Here is a 23,093-nt window from a genome sequence, read left to right on the forward strand (position 1 = left end):
GTGCCGTACATCACTCCCGCAGCGGCTCATTCGACCACGTGCCGCCCCTCGGGCCGGGCGCTGCACGAGGCGCGGAACGCGCAGTGCGTGCAGTGCTGACCGGTGCTGGGCGCGAACCGCTCGTCGAGGACCTTGCCGGCGGCGGTGGCCAGCAGCTCCCCGACCCACTCCCCTGCCAGCGGCTCCTGGCTCTGGGTCTTGGGCAGGCTGTCGCCTCCGTCGCGCTTGGCGGCGCCCTGTCTGAGGTGCACCAGCTCGGCGCCTCCGGGCTCGGGACGCACGCCGTCGAAGGCCTCGTCCACGGCGCCCTCACGGACGGCGAGCTGGTAGACGGCGAGCTGGGGGTGGCGGGCCACCTCGGCGGCGCTGGGCGCCTGTTTGCCGGTCTTGAAGTCCACCACGTAGGCGCGGCCCTCGCCGTCCGCCTCAACGCGGTCCATCTGGCCGCGGATGCGGATCTCGTAGTCGCCCGCTCCGAGGGTGACGTCGAAGTCCTGCTCGCTCGCCACCGGGGTGCGCCCGGTGCGGTCCAGGACGTGCCAGTTCAGGAAGCGTTCGAGCGCCACGCGCGCGTTGTCCTTCTCCTGCCGTGACTTCCAGGGCGCGTCGAAGGCGAGCGCGTTCCACACGGAGTCCAGGCGTTCCATGAGGACGTCGAGGTCGGCCGGGGTACGGCCGGAAGCGACCTCGTCGGCGAGGACGTGGACGACGTTGCCGAAGCCCTGCGCGGTGGTGGCGGGCGCGTCGGCCTTCACCTCGCGCCCGAGGAACCACTGGAGCGCGCAGGTGTTGGCGAGCTGGTCGAGGGCGCTGCCGGAGAGCACGACCGGCTGGTCGCGGTGGCGCAGCGGCACCTTGCTCCGGGTCGGGTCGTACATGCCCCACCAGCGGTAGGGGTGCGCGGACGGCACGAGCGGGCGGCCGTCCTCGTCGGTGAGGGCGGCGAGCCGGGCCAGGCGGCGGGCGGCGGCCTCGCGCAGGGCGGCGGACGCGCGCGGGTCGACGGTGGTGGCGCGCAGCTCGGCGACGAGCGCGGCCACGGACAGCGGACGGCGCGGGCGGCCGGTGATGTCCCGGGGCTCGACGCCGAGTTCGGCCAGGAACCGGGACGGCTGGTCGCCGTCGTCCGCCGGTGCCTTCACCGCGGTGACGACGAGACGTTCACGCGCGCGTGTGGCGGCGACGTAGAACAGCCGGCGCTCCTCGGCGAGCAGCGCGCCCGGCGTGAGCGGTTCGGCGAGTCCGTCGCGGCCGATGCGGTCGGCCTCCAGCAGGGAGCCGCGGCGGCGCAGGTCGGGCCACAGCCCCTCCTGGACGCCGGCGACGACGACCAGCCGCCATTCCAGGCCCTTGGCGCGGTGGGCGGTCATCAGGCGTACGGCGTCGGGGCGCACCGCGCGGCGGGCGAGGGTGTCGGCGGCGATGTCCTCGGCCTCGATCTCCTCCAGGAAGTTCAGCGCACCCCGGCCCCCGGTGCGCTCCTCCGCGCGCGCGGCGGTCGCGAACAGCGCGCACACGGCGTCCAGGTCGCGGTCGGCGTTGCGGCCGGCCGCGCCGCCGCGCCGGGCGGCCCGTTCCAGGCGCGCGGGCCAGGGTGTGCCCTCCCACAGGTCCCACAGTGCTTCCTCGGCCGTTCCGCCGCCGGCGAGGCGTTCGCGGGCCTTGCGGAGCAGCGCGCCGAGGCGCTGCGCCCCGCGCGCGTACGCCGGGTCGTGCACGGCCAGCCGTTCGGGCTCGGCGAGGGCACGCGCGAGGAGTTCGTCGGACGGCGGCGGCAGTGGGTTCCCGGCCGTCCGTTCCTCCTCGCGCAGCGCCCGCCCGAGCCGGCGCAGATCAGCCGCGTCCATGCCCGCGAGGGGGGAGGTGAGCAGGGTGAGGGCGGTCTCGGTGCCGAGCCAGGGGGTGTCCGGTGCCGCTTCTGCCGTGTCTTCCGGTTCTGCGGTGTCCTCCGGTTCTGTGGTGTCTTCCGGAGTGGCTTCCTCAGGGTCCTCGGCGGGGGGCTCAGGCTCCGGGGCGCGCGCGTCGGCGGTCTCCTCGCGGCGCCCGGCCTCCGCCGTGGCGACCGCACGCAGGGCCGTCAGCAGGGGTGCCACCGCCGGTTCGTGCCGCAGGGGCAGGTCGTCGCCGTCGATGTCCAGCGGGACACCGGCCGCGGTCAGGGCGCGACGGAGGGTCGGAAGGCGGGATCCGGCCCGGACCAGGACGGCCATGTCGCTCCAGCGGACACCGTCCTCCAGGTGCGCGCGGCGCAGGATGTCCGCGATGTTGTCCATTTCTGTACCAGGCGTCGGGTACGTGTAGGCCTCGACGCGGCCCCCGTCCCGGACCGCGGCCGGCTCGCGGTGGGCGCGCACCTGGCCGGCGGGCAGCCGGGTCAGCGGCATCCGCTGGGTGATCAGCCGGGTGGCGGCCAGCAGGGCGGCACCGGAGCGGCGGGAGGTGCGCAGCACCTCGACGGGGGCGGGGCGGCCGTCCGCGCGCGAGAAGGCCGCCGGGAAGTCGAGGATGCCGTTCACGTCGGCGCCCCGGAAGGCGTAGATCGACTGGTCGGGGTCGCCGAAGGCGACGAGCGTCCGTCCGCCGCCGGCCAGCGCGCGCAGGAGGCGTATCTGGGCGGGGTCGGTGTCCTGGTACTCGTCGACATACACGGCGTCGTACCGGGCGGCGAGCCGGGCGGCGGTCTCGGGGCGCTGGGCGAGCAGGACCGCGCGGTGGACCAGTTCCGCGTAGTCGATCACACCCTGCAGGTCGAGGACGTCCAGGTACTCGGCGAGGAACGCCGCCGCGGCGCGCCAGTCGGGGCGGCCGATGCGGCGGGCGAAGGCGTCCAGGGCGTCGGGGCCGAGGCCCAGCTCACGGCTGCGCGCGAGGACGGCGCGGACCTCGTCGGCGAACCCGCGCGTGGTCAGGCAGGCGCGCAGTTCGTCGGGCCAGCGCATGCGGCTGAGGCCGAGCCGCTCCAGCTCGGGCTGTCCAGCGAGCAGCTCGCGCACGGCGACGTCCTGCTCGGGGCCGGAGAGCAGGCGCAGCGGGTCGGCGAACCGGTCGCTGTCCTGGTGGGCGCGCACGAGGGCGTAGCAGTACGAGTGGAACGTGGTCGCCCTCGGCGCGCGGGCGGCGCCGATGCGCAGGGCCATGCGGTCGCGCAGGTCGACGGCGGCCTTGCGGCTGAACGTCAGCACCAGGATGCGCTCCGGGTCCGCGCCGCGGGCGATCCGCTCGGCCACGGACTCGACCAGGGTGGTGGTCTTGCCGGTGCCGGGGCCGGCGAGGACGAGCAGCGGTCCGGAACGATGGTCAACCACGGCACGCTGTGCCGCGTCCAGACGAGGGGGATCCGTCACAGCGGGAGGGGTGCGGACCAGTCGGTAAGCGCCACGGCTCCCCTGCCGCACCTGGGGGTGCGGCAGGCGTTCGGTGGAGGAAGAGGAGCTCACGTGGTTGGCCGGTCCTGGTGGTCGTGCTGATGGGCGGACGGTCACGCGCGCGAGGCGGTGGCCGCGGGGTGCGGGGGACAGGTGCGGCCGAGGTTACGCCGCCGCCTGGGCCGGAAGCAGGGCTTCCGGTTCATCCCTCGTGGCGCTCCCGCCACGCGCGTCCCGTACCTCACGAACGTACGTCATGCCACGAACGTCCCCCGTGTCCCCCATACGGGCCACAGGCTCTCCTCGACGGCGTCCGATGGCGGAAGCTGTCAGGTGTGACCCTCCGCGCCCGCCCCGCCGTCCCACCGGGCCCGCCGCATGTCGAGCCGCGGCAGATGCCCCTCGGCGCTCCTGCCTGCCTCTTTGAGCGGCGTGCCCTCCGTGCGGTAGTGGTCGAGGGCTCTGAGCTCATGCCCCGGCAGCAGCACCCCGTCGGCGCGTACGACACGCCACCACGGCACCGCGCCTCCGTAGAGAGCCATCACCCGGCCGACCTGGCGCGGGCCGCCCTCCTCAAGCCACTCGGCCACGTCCCCGTACGTCATCACGCGTCCCGGCGGAATGCGCTCGGCGACCTGGAGGACCCGCTCGGCGTACTCCGGCAGCGCGTCCGCGTACCCGTCGCGGGTGTCCTCGGCAGGGCTCTGCTCGCTCATTCGTCCCATCCTGCCGCACTCCACCGACAGCGCGGCGCGGGCCGTGAGGACGAGCCCTCTCGCCCCTGGACGGCGCTTCGGGCAGACTGTGCGCCCGCGCATCCGCACCCTGATGCCCCCGTGTGTCGGTGGGGCATGCCACCATCGTGCGGGCGGTGACCGGTGATACGAGACCAAGAAGAGACCATGAATCAGCAGGGCGTGCACCCCGAAGGCGCGGCGGGCACCCCTGGCGCCGCCGCGCGCCCCGGCGCCGGCAAGGACGACACCGGTCCGCGCAAGGACGACACCACGCGCGCGCGTGCGGACGAAGGCGCGTCTCGGAGGAACGACCGCACCCGCGCGGATGCGGACGGCGACGACGACACCGAGGGGGCGCACGTCCCTCAGCACACGCCCCCCGGCCATGGTCCGGGCGCCGACGACGAGCCGCACGCCGGTGAGGTGGAAGGCGACGAACCGCTGCTCCCCGCGCGCGTGCACCGCCCGTCCGACCTCATGCGGTGCCTGGTGGGCGTACTCGCCATCGTGGTGCTGCTCGCGATCGCCGCGTTCGCCCACGGCACCACCTCGGGACTCGAACAGGACATCAACAAGGGCACCGGACAGGCCCCCGACCTGCTGATCAGGTTCGCCGGACTGGCGTCCAGCATCGCGATCCTGCTGGTGCCGGTCGCCTTCGCGATCGAACGGCTAATCAAACGCGACGGGCTGCGCATCGCCGACGGCGTCCTCGCGGCGGTCCTCGCCCACGGAGTGACCCTCGCCACCGACCTGTGGGTCGCGCGGGCCGCGCCGGGCTCGATCCAGGAGGCGCTCACCCAGCCCTCGCCAGGTGACCTGCACGCCCTGACCGACCCCGTGCACGGCTATCTGGCCCCTGTCATCGCCTATATGACGGCTGTCGGCATGTCCCGCAGACCCCGATGGCGCTCGGTGCTGTGGATCGTGCTGCTGCTCGACGCGTTCTCGATGCTGGTCACCGGCTACACGACGCCGTTCTCGATCATCCTGACGGTGCTGATCGGCTGGACGGTCGCCTACGGCACGCTCTACGCGGTCGGCTCCCCCAACGTCCGCCCCACCGGGCAGACCCTGATGGCTGGCCTGAGGCACGTCGGCTTCCACCCCGTCGCCGCGGCCCGCGAGGAGGCCGTGGAGAGCGAGAACGGCGACCGCGGCCGGCGCTACTTCGTCACCCTGGAGGACGGCGCGCCGCTGGACGTCACGGTCGTCGACCGGGAACAGCAGGCCCAGGGCTTCTTCTACCGGGCGTGGCGCAATCTGACCCTGCGCGGTTTCGCCACCCGCTCCAGCCTGCAGTCGCTGCGCCAGGCGCTGGAGCAGGAGGCGCTGCTGGCCTACGCGGCGATCGCGGCCGGCGCCAACGCGCCCAAGCTGATCGCCACCTCCGAACTCGGCCCCGACGCCGTCATGCTCGTCTACGAGCACACCGGCGGGCGCACCCTGGACTCGCTGCCCGACGAGGAGATCACCGACGAGCTGCTGCGGAACACCTGGCACCAGGTGCAGGCCCTGCAGTCCCGGCGGATCGCGCACCGCAGGCTCGCGGGTGACGCGATTCTGGTGGATCGTTCCGGCAAAGTGATCCTCACCGAACTGCGCGGCGGCGAGATCGCCGCCGGCGAGCTGCTGCTGCGCATGGACGTGGCCCAGCTGGTCACCACCCTCGGTCTGCGGGTGGGCGCCGAGCGGGCCGTGGCCTCGGCCGTCGGCGTGCTCGGCCCCGACGCGGTCGCCGACTGTCTGCCCCTGCTCCAGCCGATCGCGCTGACGCGCTCCACGCGCGCGACACTGCGCCGACTGGCCCGGGAGCGCGCCCAGCGGGAACGCGAAGCAGTCCTGGAGGCGTCCCGGCAGGCGAAGCAGGCCCGGCCGGAGGAAGCGGCCGACACGGCCCCGGCCGAGCTGGAAAAGCTCGACAAGAAGACCGTCCGCGCCGAGCAGCGCGCGGAACGGCGGGCCATCGACGAAGCCCTCGAAGAGGCCCGTGAGGAGGACCTGCTCACCCAGATCCGCCACCAGGTACTGCGGATCAGGCCGCAGGCCCCCGTGGAGCCGGCCCGGCTGGAGCGGGTGCGGCCGCGCACGCTCATCAGCTTCATCGCGGGTGCGATCGGCGCGTACTACCTGCTGACGCAGCTCACCCACATCGAGTTCGGCACGCTGTTCGCCCAGGCCCAGTGGGGCTGGGTGGCCGCAGCGGTGCTGTTCTCCGCCCTCAGCTACGTCGCCGCGGCGATGGCACTGCTGGGCTTCGTACCGGAGCGGGTGCCGTTCCCGCGGACGGTGGCGGCGCAGGTCGCCGGGTCCTTCGTGAAGATCGTCGCGCCGGCCGCGGTCGGCGGTGTCGCCCTGAACACGCGCTTCCTGCAGCGCACCGGCGTACGCCCGGGGCTCGCGGTGGCGAGCGTCGGCGCGTCCCAGCTGTTCGGGCTCGGCGCACACATCATGATGCTGCTGACCTTCGGCTATCTGACCGGCACCGAGAAGACGCCGTCGCTGTCGCCGTCCCGCACGGTCATCGCGGGTCTGCTGACCGTGGCGGTGCTGGTGCTCGTGGTGACGTCGGTGCCGTTCCTGCGGAAATTCCTCGTCACGCGCGTGAGGTCGCTGTTCGCCGGTGTCGTCCCGCGCATGCTCGACGTGCTCCAGCGGCCGCAGAAGCTGGTCACCGGCATCGGCGGCATGCTCCTGCTGACCGCCTGCTTCGTGATGTGCCTGGACGCGTCCGTCCGCGCGTTCGGCGGTGGCACGGCCTCGCTGAGCATCGCCAGCGTCGCCGTCGTCTTCCTCGCCGGCAACGCGCTCGGTTCCGCGGCGCCCACCCCGGGCGGCGTCGGCGCGGTCGAGGCGAGCCTCACGCTCGGCCTGATCGCCTTCGGCCTGCCCAAGGAGGTCGCCGCCCCGGCCGTCCTGCTGTACCGGCTGCTCACCCTGTGGCTGCCGGTGCTGCCCGGCTGGCTGGCCTTCAACCAGCTCACCCGCAAGGGAGCTCTGTAGGACCGCGGGCCGTACCTCGTACGGCCCGCGCCCCGCGCGCGGGGGCGTGCACGCGGGGCCACGATGGGTACATGGCGAACCCCTCCCGGCTGCGCACCGCCGCCCTGACCACCACCGCCGTGCTGCTGGCCACGATGCTGGCCGGATGCGGCGACAGCGCCAAGGACGGGGACCTCGCGGCGCAGAAGCTGGACTGGAAGGACTGCCCGGCCCCGTCCGAGGCCGAGGGCGGCGGCAGCGCCCCGTCCCCGCTGCCGAACGGCGGCACATGGCAGTGCGCCACCATGAAGGCGCCCCTGGACTGGAGCAAGCCCAAGGGCGACACGATCGGCATCGCCCTCATCCGCACCAGGACAAGCGGCCCCGCGAGCAAGCGGATCGGCTCGCTCGTGTTCAACTTCGGCGGCCCTGGCGGCAGCGGCGTCAGCACCCTGCCCGCGTTCGGTTCGGACTACGACGTCCTGCGCACCCGCTACGACCTGGTCAGCTTCGACCCGCGCGGGGTCGGCCGCAGCGCGCCGGTGAAGTGCGAGAGTGACGCCCAGCTGGACGTGTTCTTCCAGCAGGACGCGACGCCCGACACCAGCGCCGAGCGCACCCAACTGGTGAACCGCACCAGACAGTTCAACACGGCCTGCGAGAAGAACTCCCAGAAGGTCCTGCCGCATGTGGCGACCACGGACGCGGCCCGCGACATGGATCTGCTGCGGCAGGTGCTCGGCGACGACAAGCTGCACTACTTCGGCATCTCCTACGGAACCGAACTCGGTGGCGTGTACGCCCACTTGTTCCCCAAGAACGTCGGACGAGCCGTCCTGGACGGCGTCATCGACCCCACGCAGGACCCCGAACAGAGCGCGCTCGGGCAGGCCAAGGGCTTCCAGCTCGCGCTCGACAACTTCGCCGACGACTGCACGTCGAAGCCCACCCAGTGCCCGATCGGCAACACCCCGCAGGACGTGAAGAACCGCATCGCGAAACTGCTCGGCGACCTGGAGAAGAAGCCGATCCCCGGTATCCCCCCGCGCCCGCTCACCGAGACCGCCGCGACGAACGGCATCGCGCAGTCCCTGTACTCGAAGGACTTCTGGGAGTATCTCACCGAGGGGCTGGAGGAGGCCTACGCCGGCGACGGCAAGATCCTCATGCTGCTGTCCGACGCGATGAACGGCCGCAGCGAGAACGGTGAGTACAGCAACATCACCGCGGCGAACATCGCCATCAACTGCGCCGACGAGAAACCGCGGTACACCCCCGACGACATCCAGCGGAAACTGCCCGAATTCCGCGCCGCCTCGCCCCTGTTCGGGGACTTCCTCGCCTGGGGCATGATCAGCTGCACCGACTGGCCCGTGGCCGGCGCCGCCGACCATCCCGACGTCAGCGCGCCCGGGTCGGCGCCCATCCTCGTCGTCGGCAACACCGGTGATCCGGCCACCCCGTACGAGGGCGCGAAGAAGATGGCCGACGCACTCGGCAAGGGCGTCGCGGTCGAGCTGACGTACAGGGGCCAGGGGCACGGCGCGTACGACAGCAAGGACAAGTGTGTGCAGGGTGCGGTGAACCGCTACCTGCTCGACGGGACGGTGCCGAAGGCCGGCTCGGTCTGCTCCTGAACCCCCTCGATCACCGGAAACCAGCAGGTCAGAAGGTTATCCACAGGGCAAAAACGCGTTCGGTCCGATCCGCCTACCATGGCCTGAACGCCCGGCGCGGCACGATGCGAAGGGCCTGTGAGGGGGTGCGCATGAGGGGGATTCTGCGCTGGACGGCCGTCGTGGCCGCGGCGCTGCTGGTGGCCGGCTGCAGCAACGGCACGTCCGGCGGAGGCGGGCACAGAGACGAGGGCAAGGGGAGGGGTACGACGGCCCCGCCGGCGTCAGAGGACTCGGCGTCGCGGTCCACACCCGCCGAGCCGGAGCTTCCGGCCTCCCTCACCTCCCAGCACCTCGACTGGCAGCGCTGCGAAGCCACCAAGAGCCCCGCGGCGGCCCCGGGCGACGCATGGCGGTGCGCGACGCTCAAGGTGCCGCTGGACTGGTCCGAGCCGAACGGCACGACAATCGGCCTCGCCCTGATCCGCGCGAAGGCGACCGGCGGCGACCGCATCGGCTCGCTGCTGTTCAACTTCGGCGGCCCCGGCGGCTCGGGCGTGGAGATGATGCCGTACTACGCGAACACCGCCTCCGCCCTGCGCGAGCGCTACGACCTGGTGAGCTGGGACCCGCGCGGCGTCGGCGCCAGCGAGGGCGTCCGCTGCCGCAGCGACCGGCAGATCGCGGCCGCCGAGGACGTGGACGCCACACCGGACACCCCGCAGGAGGAGAAGGCCTATCTCCAGGACGCCGCCGACTTCGCCAAGGGCTGTCAGAAGACCGCCGGCCCGCTCCTGGCGCATGTGTCCACCACCGACACCGCACGCGACATGGACCTGATGCGCCAGGTCCTCGGCGATGACAAGCTGCACTACTTCGGCATCTCCTACGGCACCCAACTCGGCGGCGTGTACGCCCACTTGTTCCCGCAGCGAGTGGGACGGCTGATCCTCGACGCCGTTGTCGACCCGACCGCGGACACGGTGGGCCACGCCGAGAACCAGGCCCGCGGCTTCCAGCGGGCTCTGGACGACTATCTGAAGTCCACCGGGCAGGATCCCGCGCAGGGCTCCCGGAAGATCGCCGCCCTGTTGAAGCGGATCGACGCGAAACCGCTGCCGACGTCCTCCGGGCGGCAGCTGACCCAGACCCTCGCGACCACCGGGATCGTCCTGCCGCTGTACAGCGAGGCCGGCTGGCCGAGGCTTACCAGCGCGCTCGACGCGGCGGAGAACGGCGACGGCTCACAGCTGCTGGCACTCGCGGACGACTACAACGAGCGTGACGCCTCGGGCCATTACGGCACCACGACCCATTCCCAGCGGCTCATATCGTGCCTGGACGACAAGGAGCGGCCGACGCTCGCCGAGACGAAGCAGCGGCTGGCGGAGTTCGAGCGGATCTCGCCGGTCTTCGGGGACTTCCTGGGCTGGGACACGGCCGGCTGGTGCCACGCCTGGCCGGTGCCGGGACAGTACGACCACCCTCAGGTCAGCGCGCCAGGGGCAGCGCCGGTCCTGCTGGTCGGCAACACCGGGGACCCGGCGACCCCATACGAGGGCGCCCGCAGAATGGCCGACGCGCTGGGCAAGGGTGTCGGGGTCGAACTCACCTGGAAGGGCGAGGGACACGGGGCGTACGGCAACGGCAGCGCGTGCGTGGACTCGACCGTGAACGCCTATCTGTTGAAGGGAGAGGTGCCCAAGGACGGCAAGGTCTGCACCTGACGCACGCGGAGGCCCTGACACGGACGAGGGCCCCGGGCACCGTACGCACCCGAAGTCCCCCACCCCGCCCTCACCCGAGTTCCTTCGGGGCGAAGAGGTCAGTCATCCGTGTCCACAGGACCGACGTCGCGGAAGACTTGTCTGTAGCCACCGCTCCGGACGAGGTCGTCGACGACGTCGATCATGCCGGGAAGGCCCCGGTCGCGGACGATCAGCCCATCCCAGACATAGAAATACCTGCCGCCGAGGCACTCACCGGTCTGTCGCCAACGGTCCATGGTGCGGCGGACATTGTCCAGGGTGTAGATGGTCCCCGACCAGCGTTCCCCGTCGTTGAAGATCACCCACATGTCGACGTCGTCGATCTCGTCGAGGGGTACCCCGGCATCGGGGACGAAGCAGATCTCATAGCCGTCACGTCGAACGCGGTAGAACGCCCCGTCCCACACCAGGTTGGCTCCTCACCACTCAGCCGGCCGACAACGACAGAAACCCACGGCGTCCGAGCTGGTCGGAGCCGTGGGCTTCCTGCCCCGCTGGTCGGCGAGGCTTCTGATCAGTAGACCGGCTTGTGCGGCTCGATCTGGTTGACCCAGCCAATCACGCCGCCGCCCACGTGGACGGCGTCGGCGAAGCCCGCGGACTTCAGAACCGCGAGGACTTCCGCACTGCGGACACCCGTCTTGCAATGCAGGACGATCTTCTTGTCCTGCGGGAGGCCCTCCAGGGCGCTGCCCATGAGGAACTCGTTCTTCGGGATCAGCTTGGCGCCCGGGATGGAGACGATCTCGTACTCGTTCGGCTCGCGGACGTCGATGATCTCGATGTTCTCGCCGTCGTCGATCCACTCCTTGAGCTGCTTCGGAGTGATCGTGGAGTCGACGGCCGCCGCCTGGGCCTCCTCGGACACGACGCCGCAGAAGGCCTCGTAGTCGATGAGCTCGGTGACGGTCGGGTTCTCACCGCAGACCGCGCAGTTCGGGTCCTTGCGGACCTTGACCGTGCGGTACTGCATCTCCAGGGCGTCGTAGATCATCAGGCGGCCGACCAGCGGCTCGCCGATGCCCGCCAGGAGCTTGATGGCCTCGTTGACCTGGATGGAGCCGATGGACGCGCACAGCACACCCAGGACGCCGCCCTCGGCGCAGGACGGGACCATGCCCGGCGGCGGGGGCTCGGGGTAGAGGCAGCGGTAGCAGGGGCCGTGCTCGGACCAGAAGACGGAGGCCTGGCCGTCGAAGCGGTAGATCGAGCCCCACACGTACGGCTTGTTCAGCAGCACGCAGGCGTCGTTGACCAGGTAGCGGGTCGCGAAGTTGTCGGTGCCGTCGACGATCAGGTCGTACTGGCTGAAGATGTCCATCACGTTGTCGGCCTCAAGCCGCTCCTCGTGAAGGATCACGTTCACGTACGGGTTGATGCCCTTGACGGTGTCACGGGCGGACTCGGCCTTGGAGCGGCCGATGTCGGACTGGCTGTGGATGATCTGGCGCTGCAGGTTCGACTCGTCGACCTCGTCGAACTCCACGATGCCGAGCGTGCCCACGCCCGCGGCGGCCAGGTACATCAGCGCCGGCGAGCCCAGGCCGCCGGCGCCCACACAGAGCACCTTGGCGTTCTTCAGCCGCTTCTGCCCGTCCATGCCCACGTCGGGGATGATCAGGTGGCGGGAGTACCTGCGGACCTCGTCTACGGTGAGCTCAGAGGCTGGCTCTACCAGGGGTGGCAGCGACACGGGGACTCCGTTGGTCGGTCAATCACTACGGTTGTTCTCCCCGTAACACTGCCACGGCCTTTTTCATTCCGAGACACCCGTTCCGATACGCGAGACAATGTCGTCCCAGTAACCGGGCATCGACTCCCACGGATCGGCTCTCCCGCCACGGTCCGGGTGGTCGGTGAAGTAGATCGTCGCGGCTCCCTGCCAGCGGGCGATGCGCAGCGCCTCGTCCAGGTGGCCTCGGGGTACGCCGTGCACGAAGTGGCAGAAGCGGTCCGGTGGATAGTCAGCGGTCCACTCGGCGACCTGCGACCAGCGGTAGTCGGACCAGGGGCCGGAGAAGGTCACCAGCTGGTCGGCGTTCTCCGTGTAGCCGGGGTGCGGATGGCTGCCGTGGCCGAGGACGATGTGGGCGGTGTCACTGATCGCCCGGAGGGCGGTGACCGCCCGGCGGACCTCGGGGAGCGCGGTGCGCTCGGTGGGGCAGCGGTCCAGCAGGAAGCCGTCGACGCGGTACCAGTCGAGGTGGCGGTGGGCGTCGCCGAGCAGGTCGGCGAAGGGGCGGGCGCCGTAGGTCACGTCCAGGTGGCCGAGGACGCGGACGCCGGCGGCCCGCAGCCGGCTCACGGCTTCCAGGCAGTGCGGGTCGGGCCGGGTGCCGGGTCCCGCGGACACGTTGAGGACGACCCAGTCCAGCGGGGTGCCCGGGCGGGCGAGTTCGGCCCACTGGGCGGGGGCGACGAGCGGGTGGGCGTAGCCGGGGATGCCGAGGGCGGTGCGCAGGCCCGTGCCCGTGGCGCCTGTGGTGGTGCTGGTCAGATGCGGCATGCCGCCTCCATCCAGATGTCGGCCAGGGATTCTTCGAGGTTGATGCGGGGCCGCCAGCCGAGCCGGTCCCGCGCGGTGCGCACATCGGCCTGCTGCCAGCTGCCGCAGCCGTCCGGGTACGGGTACGCGACCGGGGCGGCGTGGTCGGAGTCGGCGCGCGGGTGGCCGATGGCGCTGCGCAGCGGGCCGGGCGGGGCGTCGAGTTCGTGCAGGGCGCCGCCGTACCCGGCGACCCGGGCGAGGACGGCGGCGGCGTCGCGCAGGCGGACGGCGCGGCCGGAGCCGATGTTGATGACGCCCTGCGCGGCGGAGAGCGAGGCGGCGTGCACGGCGCGCGCGACGTCGCGTACGTCGACGAAGTCGCGCTGGACGCCGAGCCCGCCGAGTTTGAGTTCGCCGTCCCCGGACTGCATGGCACGGCGCATGGCCTCGGCGAGCCGGCCCAGCGGGGAGCCGGCCGGGGTGCCGGGACCGGCCGGGGAGAAGACGCGCAGCACGACGGCGTCCAGGCCCGAGCCGAGAACCAGTTCGGTCGCGGCGAGCTTGCTCACGCCGTACGGGCCGCCGGGGCGGGGCACCGCGTCCTCGGCCGTGGAGGAGCCGGGCTGGCTGGGGCCGTACTCCGAGCCGCAGCCGATCTGCACCAGGCGGGCGCCGCAGCCGCTGCGGCGCAGGGCCTCGCAGACGGTGGCGACGGCGACGGTGTTGTGCCGGGTGAGTTCGCGGGCGCCGCCGCGGGTGGCGCCGGCGCAGTTGACGACGACCCCGGGGTGGACCGCGTCGAGGAAGCGGGTGAGCGCGCCCGGGCTGCCGGTGGCGAGGTCGAAGCGGACGTCGGCGTCGTCCCCGCGGCCGAGCGCGGTGAGCTGGACGGCCGGGTCGGCGAGCAGGCGGTCGGCGACGAAGCGGCCGATGTATCCGTTGGCTCCGATCAGCAGGACCCTCATCGGGCGCCTCCCGCGGTGTGCGCGCCGGCGGCACCGGCCGTGGCGAGGGCGCCGGTTGTCACGGGCGCTCCGGCGGCTCCGGCGGCTCCGGACGCTCCGGGTCGGGAGGTGGTCATCTGGTGTTCTCCTTCAGAAGGGTGGCGCGGGTGCACGCGGTGGTGGGCCGGGAGCGAAGGGTTCACTCGGGAGCTCCCGTGGACGCATGGGCCGAGGCCTGGGTGAGGGTGCGGCCGGCGTGGAGCAGCAGGGCCAGGGCCGCGACGCCGCAGGCGACGGCCGGGACGATGGCGGCGCCCCAGGCGTCCACGAGGGTCCGGACGGGGGCCGCCAGGACGGCGCAGCCGGGCAGCCGGCCGGCCAGCGGCAGGGCGAGGGCCATCGCCTCCGTGGCCGCGGCGGCGCCCAGCGCGAGGGCCGGGGCGCGTCGGTGGTGGTGTACGGCGAGCAGCCGGGCGAGCAGGAGCAGGGCGCCCAGGGTGAGGGCCTGCGGATAGGCCGCGGGTTCACGCAGGACCGTGCCGCACAGCAGGAGCAGCGCGGTGAGCGCGCCCAGGAACAGGGTGAACGTGCCGTACAGCAGCGGTCTGGCGGCAGCCGTGAAGTCCTCAAGGCCCCGGCTGCCGGCGAGCCTGCGGCGGGCGCCGGCGCTGAGCAGGTGGGCGCACCAGGCCGCCGGGGCGCAGGCCAGCGTGAGGGCCAGGGCGGGCACGACGGCCGTGGGCCAGGGGCCGCCCGGGGCACCGGTCGGCAGGGCGTCGGGGCCGCCGGTCAGGACGGCGTCGAGCAGGCCGTCGCCGAAGAGGGCGTACCCGAGCAGCCAGAGGGTCCACACGCGCGTGCCGCTCGCCCTGCGCCACGCGGAGATGGCGGGCGGGCCGGCGAGGGGGCCCCGGCGCAGCACCGCGCGCAGGGCGAGGCCGACGGCGAGGAGGCCGGCGCCGGCGACGAGCGGACGGAGCTGTCCGTGGGTGTGGCGCAGTCCGGCCACGGTGGCTGCGCCCAGGGCGCCGGGCAGGAGCGTGAGCAGGACCCGGCCAGCCCGGACGCGCGGCGCGGGCAGGGGTGCGGGTTCGGGGCGTGCCTCACCGCTGCCGCGTGGCACGCGCGCGTACAGCTCCTCGGCGAGCGAGAAGACGTCACGGTGGCGGAACCGGGCGGCGGTCCGGTCGGTGATGCCGTGGGCCTCCAGCCCGGCGGCGATCTCCAGCGGGTCCACGGCCCGCTCACACAGCTCACGGTGCCGGTACAGCAGGGCCTTCACGGGGTCGGCGGCTCCACGCCGGGGCACGGTGCGCACGGAGGAGGCGGGAGCACCGGCGGAGGGTGGCGGCACCGACACGCCTGAGGCGTTCACGGAAGCGGACGACACCGACCGATCGGGAGCGCCTGCGGAAGCCGACTGTTCGGATGCGACGGGACCGCTCTCGGAAGCCGACGCCACGAACGCGGCAGGGTCACTCGCGGAAACCGACGCCACGGACCTGGCAGGGTCACTCGCGGAAACCGACGCCACGGACCTGGCAGGGTCACTCGCGGAAACCGACGCCACGAACGTGACGGGACCGCTCTCGGAAGCCGGCGGCGTGGACGCGCCGGGAGCGCTCCCGGCGGCCGCCGATTGCCTGCGCAACGGTGTGTCCGCCCGCTCGCCGTCCCGTGCCTCCGCTTCTCCTTCCCCGACTTCCCCGGCTTCCCCGAACCACTCCCCCGACCGCGCGTCCCACGGCTCGGCGCCGCTCGGCATGCCGGGCAGGTCCGGGCTGCTGAGCCCGTCGCCGGTGCCAGGGCCGTCGTTCTGAACGTCCATCACGCCCCCTCCGCAGCCGCCAGTGGTGTCGCGCGGACCGGTGCGGTCGTGGCCCAGCCGGGGACGGTCCGGGACAGGACGCGGGCCGTGGGGCCGGTCCAGCGGCCGGGGACGTGGGATTCGGCGGGGACGGCGAACGGCAGGGGCTCGCCAGCATCGTCGAGGACGACCCGGCGCACCGGACAGTGCGACACGATCTGCAAATAAATGCCGTGAAATGCCGCGATGTTCTGCTCGACGGTGAACAGTTCGAGCGCGCGGGCGCGTGCGGCGGCGCCGAGGCGCTCACGGCGCTCGGGGTCGTGCAGCAGCGCCACGCACGCCTCCGCGAGCGCCCGTGGATTGCGCGGGGGCACGACCAGTCCCGTGCCGCCGATGGCCTCCACCACGGCGCCGACATCCGTGGACACCGTGGCGCGGGCGCAGAACATGGCCTCGATGAGGCTGATCGGAAAGCCCTCCACGACGCTGGACAGCACGACCACCGCGCCGGCGGCGTAGGCCTCGGGCAGGGTCGGAGCCTCGGGGCCGCCGATCTCCTCGAAGGAGACGGGGTTGTCGCCGACGGCGTGCACGCCCTCCGCCTCGTCCGGGAAGAGCTGGGCGGCGAGCGCCCGGCAGTGGCCGAGATAGGCCTCGCCCTCGGGACCGGCGGGCGCGCCGACGATTCTGAGGCGTGCCTTGGGCTCCTCCTTGCGGACCTCGGCGAAGGCGTGCAGCAGCGAGATCAGGTCCTTGGCGGGTTCGACACGCCCGACCCACACCAGGGTGTCGGGGTCGGCGCGGTCGGGGGCCTCGCCGACCTCCGCGAAGCGGGTGGCGTCCATGCCCGGGTACACCGTGCGGATCCTGGCCCGGTCGGCACCGCACCGTTCCTGCCAGCGGCGGGCGTGGCCGTTGCCGGGGGTGAGGATCTCGGCGCGCCGGTAGACCTCGGCGGCGAGCCGGCCGTGGAAGGCGCCGAGCAGCGCGCGTACGGCGGGGGCGGCGGCGTCGGGGCCGAGGGCCAGGTAGTGCGAGCGGAGCTGCACGCCGTACTCGGTGACGAGGAGGGGGACGCCGCAGAAGTGCCGGGCGAGCAGTCCGGGGAGGGCCGCGGGGCCGCCGGCGGCGGCGTGGCAGAGGTCGGCCGCGCCGAGGCCGCCGTCGCCGTACCAGTCGAGGGAGAGGGGGCGCAGGGTGCGCTCCAGGTGCGCGGTGACGTTGAGCAGGTCGGGGACGCGCGCCTCGCGCGCCGTGCGCAGCGCGCCGGGGGCGCGGCAGGCGCGCTCCAGGGTGCGTACGGCGATGTCCGAGCGCAGGGCACCGACCAGTCCGCCTTCCTCGCGGGCGAGTTCGGCGAGTCCGTACAGCGCGTTGCCGAAACGGTCCGCCAGATCGGCGGAGCCACCATCGGCCGCATCCCCCGACACGCCGTCACTCCCTGACGCGCCGACGCGCGCACCCTCGTTCCCGGAGTCGGCTCCGGCGCACACGGCCCCGACGAGCTCCCCGTAGCACTCGGTGAAACGTCGGCGCGCGCGCCGCCCGTACACGACCCCGTCGTCCTCGGCCGTCCACAGCGGCGCCGTACGCACCCGGCTGACCTGCGGCGGGAGCGGGACCCAGCCCTCGTCCTCCTGCTGCCGGCTGCGGCTGAGCGCGTAGAGGTCGAACTCGTGCTGCTCAAGCCCGCGCACAAGCCGGTCGCACCAGAGTCCGGCGTCACCGCTCACATACGGGTAGCCACCCTCCGTAAGCAGTCCGATGCGCACGTACGCACCCCCGATCTCCCGTCCGGTGAGCCGCCGTTGTCCCGGCGGCTCGCAGCGGGACGAACGTAAGCGGACAAGGCGGTGGCGCGACGGACGGTTGTCCATCGCGCCACCAAAAGGGGTGAACGGTCGTAACTTTCGCGTGCGGGTCGCGTTTCGTCGCGCTAAGGGTTCAGAGCGTCATCGTGTGCACACGAAACGTTACGCCACGACCGGCTCGCGCCGGGCCGCGCGCCGCCTGGCCGCCAGCTCCGGATCGAGCGCGGGCACGGCGGCCAGGAGCTGCCTGGTGTACGGCTCGCGCGGGCTGTCGTACACCTCGTCGGCGGGCCCGTACTCGACGACCCGGCCGTGCCGCATGACCGCGACCCGGTCGCTGACCTGTCGTACGACGGCCAGGTCGTGGGCGATGAAGACCAGCGCGAGGCCGAGTTCCCGCTGGAGTTCGCCGAGCAGCTCCACGACCTGGGCCTGTGTGGTGACGTCCAGCGCGGAGACCGGCTCGTCGCAGACGATGACGCGCGGTTCGGCGGCGAGCGCGCGGGCGATGCCGATGCGCTGGCGCTGGCCGCCGCTGAACTCGTGCGGGTAGCGGTCGTAGTGCGCCTTTTCGAGCCCCACACGCTCCAGCAGTTCCGCCACACGCCCCCGGACACGCTCCTCGTCCCGTTCGCCACGCGCGCGCAGGGGGTCGGCGATGGACTCGCCCACACTGCGGCGGGGGTTGAGGGAGGAGACCGGGTCCTGGAAGACCATCTGGACGGCCGGGTTCACCGTGGTGTGCGGGCGGCCCTCGTAGCGGATCGCGCCGGCGGTCGGCTCCAGCAGCCCGACCAGCATCCGGCCGAGCGTGGTCTTGCCGCTGCCGCTCTCGCCGACCACGCCGAGGGTCTCGCCGCGGCGGACGGTCACCGAGACGTCGTCCACGGCCGTGAACGCCCGCTTGCCGCGCCCGAACGCCCGCCGCAGCCCGGTGGCCTCCAGCACGACCTCGTCGGTCGCCTCGGAGCCGGTACGGCGCGCGTCCACGCGCGGGACGGCGTCGAGCAGTTCGCGCGTGTACGCCTCACCCGGCGCCGCGAGGACGGTGCCGACGGGGCCACGCTCGACGGCCCGGCCGTGCCGCATGACGAGGATGTCGTCCACGCTCTCGGCGGCCACGCCCACGTCGTGGGTGACGAGCAGCAGGCCCATGCCGGTCTCCTCGCGCAGCGTGTGCAGCAGGTCGAGGATCTGGGCCTGGACGGTGACGTCGAGGGCGGTGGTCGGCTCGTCGGCGATCAGCAGGTCCGGCTCGCAGGCGAGGGCCATGGCGATCAGCGCGCGCTGGCGCATGCCGCCGCTGAACTCGTGCGGCCGGGACCTGGCCCGGCGTACCGCGTCCGGAATTCCCACCCGCTCCAGCACCTCGACGGCACGCGCGCGTGCGGCACGTCGCGGCACGCGCGCGTGCACGCGGTAGACCTCGGCGATCTGGTCGCCGATCGCGTAGTACGGGTCGAGCGAGGACAGCGGGTCCTGGAAGACCATGGCGGCCTTGGCGCCGCGCAGCCCCCGCAGTTCCTCGTCGGAGGCGTCCTGGACGTCCGTGCCGGCCACGCGGACCGCGCCGGTGACCCGTGCCCCGGTGCCCCGGTGCAGGCCCAGCAGGGCGCCCGCGACCGTGGACTTGCCGGAGCCGGACTCGCCGACGAGGGCCAGCGCGGCGCCCTTCGCCAGGCTGAAGGAGAGTCCGTCGACGGCCCGCAGGGAGCCGAACTCGACGGTCAGGTCCGTCACTTCCACGAGGCTCATGCGAGCACCACCCGTCGGTCGGCCACCGCGTACAGCACGTCCGCGACGGCGTTGGCGATGACCACGAAGAAACCGGTCACCAGGACCATGCCGACGACCACCGGCAGGTCCACGACCTGCACCGCGTGCACCAGCTCCTGGCCGATGCCGGGCAGGCCGAAGAGGGTCTCGGTGAGGACGGCACCGCCGACGGCCGAGCCGAAGGTCACCGCGTTGAGCGCGATGACGGACGCGGTCGCACCGCGCAGCGCGTGCCGGGCGATGATCGCGCGCTCGCCGACGCCGTACGCGCGGAAGGTGCGGATGTGGTCCTCGGCCAGCGTCTCCAGCATCGACGCGCGCGTGAGGCGGGCGAAGTTGGCCGCCTCGATGAGGGCGAGGGAGAGCCAGGGCAGCAGCAGGTTCCACGCCCACTGTTCGGGGTCGTCGGTGAAGTTCACGTACTGCGGGAAGGGCAGGAGCTGGAGTTCGCCGCAGACGATGATCATCAGGACCAGGCCGATGACGAAGACGGGCGTGGCGACCCCCGCCAGCGTGATCGCGGTCAGGGCGCGCTCGCTGAACCGGCCGCGCCGCCAGGCGGACAGCACGCCGGTGCCGACGCCGAGCAGCAGCCAGATCACCATCGCGCCGAGCACCAGCGAGAGGCTGACCGGCAGCCTGGTCAGGATGATGTCGGTGACCTGCTGGTCGTTCTGGTACGACTCACCGAGGCAGGGCGCCGAGCAGTGCTCCACGCCGGTGCCGGTCGAGAAGTCCTGGCCCACGAAGATGCCGTGCAGGAAGTGCCAGTAGCGCACGTACAGCGGGTCGTCGAGGTGCAGCTGCTGGGCGACCTGGTGGACCTGTTCAGGGGAGCAGCGCGGGCCGCAGGTGATCTGGGCGACGTTGCCGGGGGTGACGTAGAAGACGACGTAGATGATCACCGAGAGCACGAACAGGGTGACCGCGGCGCCGATGACGCGCCGCAGGACGAATCCGGTGAGGCCGCTCATGTCCGGTCCTCCTTCTGCTTCGCTGCGGCCGTCTCAGCCTTCGGTACGGCCGTCTCGGCGCGGGCTTCCCGCTTGCGGCCGGTGCCGATGCGCAGGCGTGAGGCCGCGCGCGGGTCGAGGGCGACACGCACGCCGTCGCCGAGGATGGTCAGCGCGAACACGGTCACGAACAGGGCGGCGGCGGGCAGCAGCAGATACTGCGGGGCCGCCTGGTACCAGACGTCGGCGGAGGTGAGCATCTGTCCCCAGGAGGGCGTCGGCGGCTTCACCCCGACGCCGAGGAAGGACAGGGCCGCCTCGGCGCTGATGTTCGACGGGATCAGCAGCGCGGAGTACGTGATGACCGGGGCGGCGAGGCCCGGGAGGAGTTCGCGTACCGCGGTGCGCCAGGTGCTCCAGCCGCTGAGCCGGGACGCGGCGACGTAGTCGAGGCTCTTCAGGGTGAGGGTCTGGGCGCGCACCATCTTCGCCGTCGTGCTCCAGCCGGAGACCAGGGCGATGATCAACGCGACGAGCACGGGCCGCGGGAAGCCGTTGGGCACGATCGCGAGCAGCGCGAGCGCCATGATCATCAGCGGCATCGAGACGAAGATGTCGGTGATGCGGCTCAGGACCAGGTCGACCCAGCGGTTGCCCAGGCCGGAGGCCACGCCCATGGCGATGCCGAGGATGACCTGCACCACCGTGGCCGCCAGCGCGACCCCCAGCGAGACCCGCGCTCCGTAGACGAGCCGGGCGAACATGTCGCGTCCGGTCTGCGGTTCGACACCCAGCCAGTGGTCGGCGCCGACGCCGCCGAAGGAGCCGATGGGCACGCCCCCGCGCGCGGAGTCGATCAGGGCCGGGTGGTACGTGGTGGGGTCCTGGCCCTCCAGGGCGGTGAGGAGCGGCGCGGCGAGCGCGACCAGGACGAGCAGCGCGACGACGGCCGCGGCGACCAGGGCGGCGCGCTGCGCCCGCAGCCGCCGCCAGAACTGACGGGCCCCCGAGACCGCCGGGACGGACGCATCCGTCCCGGCGGTCTCGACGGCGACAAGTGCCTCGCTCACGGCGCTACTTCACCGCGACCTGGGAGATGTCGAGGACGCCGGTCCAGTCGCTGATGACGATGTTCTTGACGTCCTTGCCGTACAGGCGCTTGTAGACGGGGTGGAACAGCGGCACGACGAGGGCCTGCTCGCCGATCTTCTGGTCCAGTGCACCCCATCGCTTGGCGGCCGCGTCAAGGTCGGTCAACTTGTTGATCGCGTCAATCTCGTCATTGACCGACTTGTCATTGAGCAGGCCCGTGTTGAAGTTCGCGCCGTCCTTGACGATCTGCCGGCCGTCGAAGATCGGGGCGAGGAAGGGACCGCCGGAGGGCCAGTCGGCACCCCAGTGGGCGAGGAAGAAGCCGGGCTCGGTCTTGACGCTGTGGATCTTGTCCTTGTAGTCGTTGAGCTCCAGGCCCTGGAGCTTGACCGTGATGCCGGCCGTCTTGAGCGCGTCCTGGACGGCGGTCGCGATCTCCGGGCTGGTCTCGAAGTCCTTGGCGTTGGAGTGGGTCAGCGTGACGGTGAGCCCGTTCTTGTAACCGGCCCGGGCGAGCAGCTCCTTGGCCTTGGCCGGGTTGCCGGTCGCGCCCGCCGGGAACGGGTCGTACGGCGTGTAGCCGAAGGACTTCTGGTTGGGCAGGAAGGTGGTGGCGGGCTCGGCGAGCGCGCTGCCGCCGGCCGCGTTGACCACCGAGGAGCGGTCGATGGCGTAGGCGATCGCCTGGCGCACCTTGGGGTTGTCGAACGGCTTCACGGTCGGGTTGAACGCGATGTAGTTCGTGTAGCCGAAGTGACCGGTGCCCACGCGCGCGGCGAGTTCCTTGTCACCGGTGACCTTGGCGAGTTCGGCCGGGCCGAGGTTGGTGTCCGTGGTGACGGCCGCGGCGTCCGCCCCCTGAGACGCGGACAGCCGCTGGTTGATCACGGAGGAGTCCAGGCCGGAGCGGACGTCGATGGTGTCCGGGTAGGCCTTGCGCTGGTCGTCGACGGCCGTCGACCAGTACGTGTTGCGCTGCAGAACCATGTGCTCGCCGTCGTTCTCGTTCTTGACGACGCGGTACGGGCCGGACGAGACCGGGTGCTCCTCGTACTTGGTGCCGGTGTCCTTGCTCTTGGGCACCGGGGCGAACTGCGTCTGCGTGGCGAGGAAGGGGAACTCGCCCTCGGGCTTGTTCAGATGGAAGACGATGGTCCGGCTGTCCGGGGTCTCGATCGCGTCGAGGCCCTTCTTGTCCTTGTACGGCCCCTGGTAGTCGGCCGCGCCGACCAGCCAGTCCCGCAGGTAGGGGGCGCCGCCGGACAGCTCGGGGGCGAAGGAGCGCTCGATGCCGTACTTGATGTCGGCCGAGGTGATCGGCGTGCCGTCCTCGTACTTGAGGCCCTGCTTCAGGGTGTACGTCCACACGGTCGCGTCCTTGCTGGGGCGCCCGGTGTCGGTGGCGAGGTCGGGGACGACCTTGGCGCCGGCCGCGCCGTTCTCGCGGTTGCGGGTGGTGAGGGTGCGGAAGACGAGCGAGGGGACGTTGCCGCCGCCGGAGGTGTAGAGGCGGGCGGGGTCGAAGTCGGACTGCGGCTCGGCGTTCAGCACCGTCAGGGTGCCGCCCTTGTGCGGCGTGGAGTCGCCACCGGCGGCCTTGGCACCGCTGTCCTTCGGACCGCAGGCGGCGGCGCCCGCTGCCACGACCAGGCTGACGGATGCCGCGGCCACGCGGCGCGCTATGACGGACGGTTGACGCATCGGAATGACGACCTCTCGGGGCTGATCGAGGATTTCTCGAAAAAGGGGC

Annotated in this window: 15 protein-coding genes; 3 read left to right on the top strand and 12 right to left on the bottom strand. The window is 72.4% G+C overall.

Going from position 1 to position 23,093, the window contains the following annotated elements; all coding sequences use genetic code 11:
• Window positions 1–26: 26 nt before the first annotated feature.
• Window positions 27–3,437: an ATP-dependent DNA helicase gene (locus LE548_RS21255; protein WP_225098501.1), complete on the bottom strand. Its 3,411-nt coding sequence runs from the start codon at window positions 3,435–3,437 to the stop codon at window positions 27–29.
• Window positions 3,438–3,694: 257 nt separating this feature from the next.
• Window positions 3,695–4,081, bottom strand: coding sequence for an MGMT family protein (locus LE548_RS21260; protein ID WP_308030355.1), 387 nt, complete (start codon window positions 4,079–4,081; stop codon window positions 3,695–3,697).
• Between the two features lie 186 nt (window positions 4,082–4,267).
• Between LE548_RS21260 and LE548_RS21265 the strand changes: the two genes are divergently transcribed.
• From LE548_RS21265 to LE548_RS21275, 3 genes are all read left to right on the top strand, one after another.
• The gene (locus tag LE548_RS21265) at window positions 4,268–7,105 is read left to right on the top strand and encodes a lysylphosphatidylglycerol synthase domain-containing protein (protein ID WP_225098503.1); all 2,838 of its coding nucleotides are present in this window, start codon (window positions 4,268–4,270) and stop codon (window positions 7,103–7,105) included.
• Between the two features lie 71 nt (window positions 7,106–7,176).
• On the top strand, window positions 7,177–8,721 hold the full coding sequence (locus LE548_RS21270; RefSeq protein ID WP_225098504.1) for an alpha/beta hydrolase: 1,545 nt from the start codon (window positions 7,177–7,179) through the stop codon (window positions 8,719–8,721).
• 131 nt (window positions 8,722–8,852) lie between these two features.
• Window positions 8,853–10,427 (top strand): alpha/beta hydrolase, encoded by a 1,575-nt coding sequence (locus tag LE548_RS21275; RefSeq protein ID WP_225098505.1) that lies wholly within the window; start codon window positions 8,853–8,855, stop codon window positions 10,425–10,427.
• Window positions 10,428–10,525: 98 nt separating this feature from the next.
• Here the strand turns inward: LE548_RS21275 and LE548_RS21280 are convergent, their stop codons facing one another.
• The 10 genes from LE548_RS21280 to LE548_RS21325 form a co-directional block, all read right to left on the bottom strand.
• Window positions 10,526–10,876, bottom strand: a complete 351-nt coding sequence (locus tag LE548_RS21280; RefSeq protein WP_225098506.1) for a hypothetical protein — start codon at window positions 10,874–10,876, stop codon at window positions 10,526–10,528.
• Between the two features lie 107 nt (window positions 10,877–10,983).
• On the bottom strand, window positions 10,984–12,162 hold the full coding sequence (gene moeZ / locus LE548_RS21285) for an adenylyltransferase/sulfurtransferase MoeZ (RefSeq protein WP_225098507.1): 1,179 nt from the start codon (window positions 12,160–12,162) through the stop codon (window positions 10,984–10,986).
• A 63-nt stretch (window positions 12,163–12,225) separates the two neighbouring features.
• Window positions 12,226–12,975 carry a spherulation-specific family 4 protein gene (locus LE548_RS21290; RefSeq protein WP_225098508.1) on the bottom strand — a complete coding sequence of 250 codons (750 nt, stop codon included), beginning with the start codon at window positions 12,973–12,975 and terminating at the stop codon, window positions 12,226–12,228.
• Window positions 12,963–13,922 carry an NAD(P)-dependent oxidoreductase gene (locus tag LE548_RS21295; RefSeq protein ID WP_225098509.1) on the bottom strand — a complete coding sequence of 320 codons (960 nt, stop codon included), beginning with the start codon at window positions 13,920–13,922 and terminating at the stop codon, window positions 12,963–12,965. The genes LE548_RS21290 and LE548_RS21295 overlap by 13 nt, the downstream gene beginning before the upstream one ends.
• 178 nt (window positions 13,923–14,100) lie before the next feature.
• On the bottom strand, window positions 14,101–15,261 hold the full coding sequence (locus LE548_RS21300; protein WP_374116155.1) for a hypothetical protein: 1,161 nt from the start codon (window positions 15,259–15,261) through the stop codon (window positions 14,101–14,103).
• Window positions 15,262–15,728: 467 nt separating this feature from the next.
• On the bottom strand, window positions 15,729–17,483 hold the full coding sequence (locus LE548_RS21305; RefSeq protein ID WP_225098511.1) for a DUF3492 domain-containing protein: 1,755 nt from the start codon (window positions 17,481–17,483) through the stop codon (window positions 15,729–15,731).
• A 201-nt stretch (window positions 17,484–17,684) separates the two neighbouring features.
• Entirely contained in the window at window positions 17,685–19,277 is a 1,593-nt protein-coding gene (locus LE548_RS21310; protein ID WP_225098512.1) for an ABC transporter ATP-binding protein, read from the bottom strand.
• Window positions 19,274–20,272, bottom strand: a complete 999-nt coding sequence (locus LE548_RS21315; protein WP_225098513.1) for an ABC transporter permease — start codon at window positions 20,270–20,272, stop codon at window positions 19,274–19,276. The genes LE548_RS21310 and LE548_RS21315 overlap by 4 nt, the downstream gene beginning before the upstream one ends.
• Complete coding sequence (locus tag LE548_RS21320) at window positions 20,269–21,321, bottom strand: ABC transporter permease (RefSeq protein WP_225098514.1); 1,053 nt, start codon at window positions 21,319–21,321, stop codon at window positions 20,269–20,271. The genes LE548_RS21315 and LE548_RS21320 overlap by 4 nt, the downstream gene beginning before the upstream one ends.
• A gap of 4 nt (window positions 21,322–21,325) precedes the next feature.
• Window positions 21,326–23,044, bottom strand: coding sequence for an ABC transporter substrate-binding protein (locus LE548_RS21325; protein ID WP_225098515.1), 1,719 nt, complete (start codon window positions 23,042–23,044; stop codon window positions 21,326–21,328).
• Between the last annotated feature and the right edge of the window lie 49 nt (window positions 23,045–23,093).

The organism is Streptomyces sp. CoH27 (assembly GCF_020181035.1).
In the GTDB taxonomy this organism is placed as follows: Bacteria; Actinomycetota; Actinomycetes; order Streptomycetales; family Streptomycetaceae; genus Streptomyces; species Streptomyces camelliae.

Coding starts and splice junctions, on each gene's coding strand:
- LE548_RS21310 (WP_225098512.1), bottom strand. CDS start 19,277: ATGAGCCTCGTGGAAGTGACGGACCTGACCGTCGAGTTCGGCTCCCTG.
- LE548_RS21260 (WP_308030355.1), bottom strand. CDS start 4,081: ATGAGCGAGCAGAGCCCTGCCGAGGACACCCGCGACGGGTACGCGGAC.
- LE548_RS21270 (WP_225098504.1), top strand. CDS start 7,177: ATGGCGAACCCCTCCCGGCTGCGCACCGCCGCCCTGACCACCACCGCC.
- LE548_RS21315 (WP_225098513.1), bottom strand. CDS start 20,272: ATGAGCGGCCTCACCGGATTCGTCCTGCGGCGCGTCATCGGCGCCGCG.
- LE548_RS21290 (WP_225098508.1), bottom strand. CDS start 12,975: ATGCCGCATCTGACCAGCACCACCACAGGCGCCACGGGCACGGGCCTG.
- LE548_RS21325 (WP_225098515.1), bottom strand. CDS start 23,044: ATGCGTCAACCGTCCGTCATAGCGCGCCGCGTGGCCGCGGCATCCGTC.
- LE548_RS21265 (WP_225098503.1), top strand. CDS start 4,268: ATGAATCAGCAGGGCGTGCACCCCGAAGGCGCGGCGGGCACCCCTGGC.
- LE548_RS21275 (WP_225098505.1), top strand. CDS start 8,853: ATGAGGGGGATTCTGCGCTGGACGGCCGTCGTGGCCGCGGCGCTGCTG.
- LE548_RS21295 (WP_225098509.1), bottom strand. CDS start 13,922: ATGAGGGTCCTGCTGATCGGAGCCAACGGATACATCGGCCGCTTCGTC.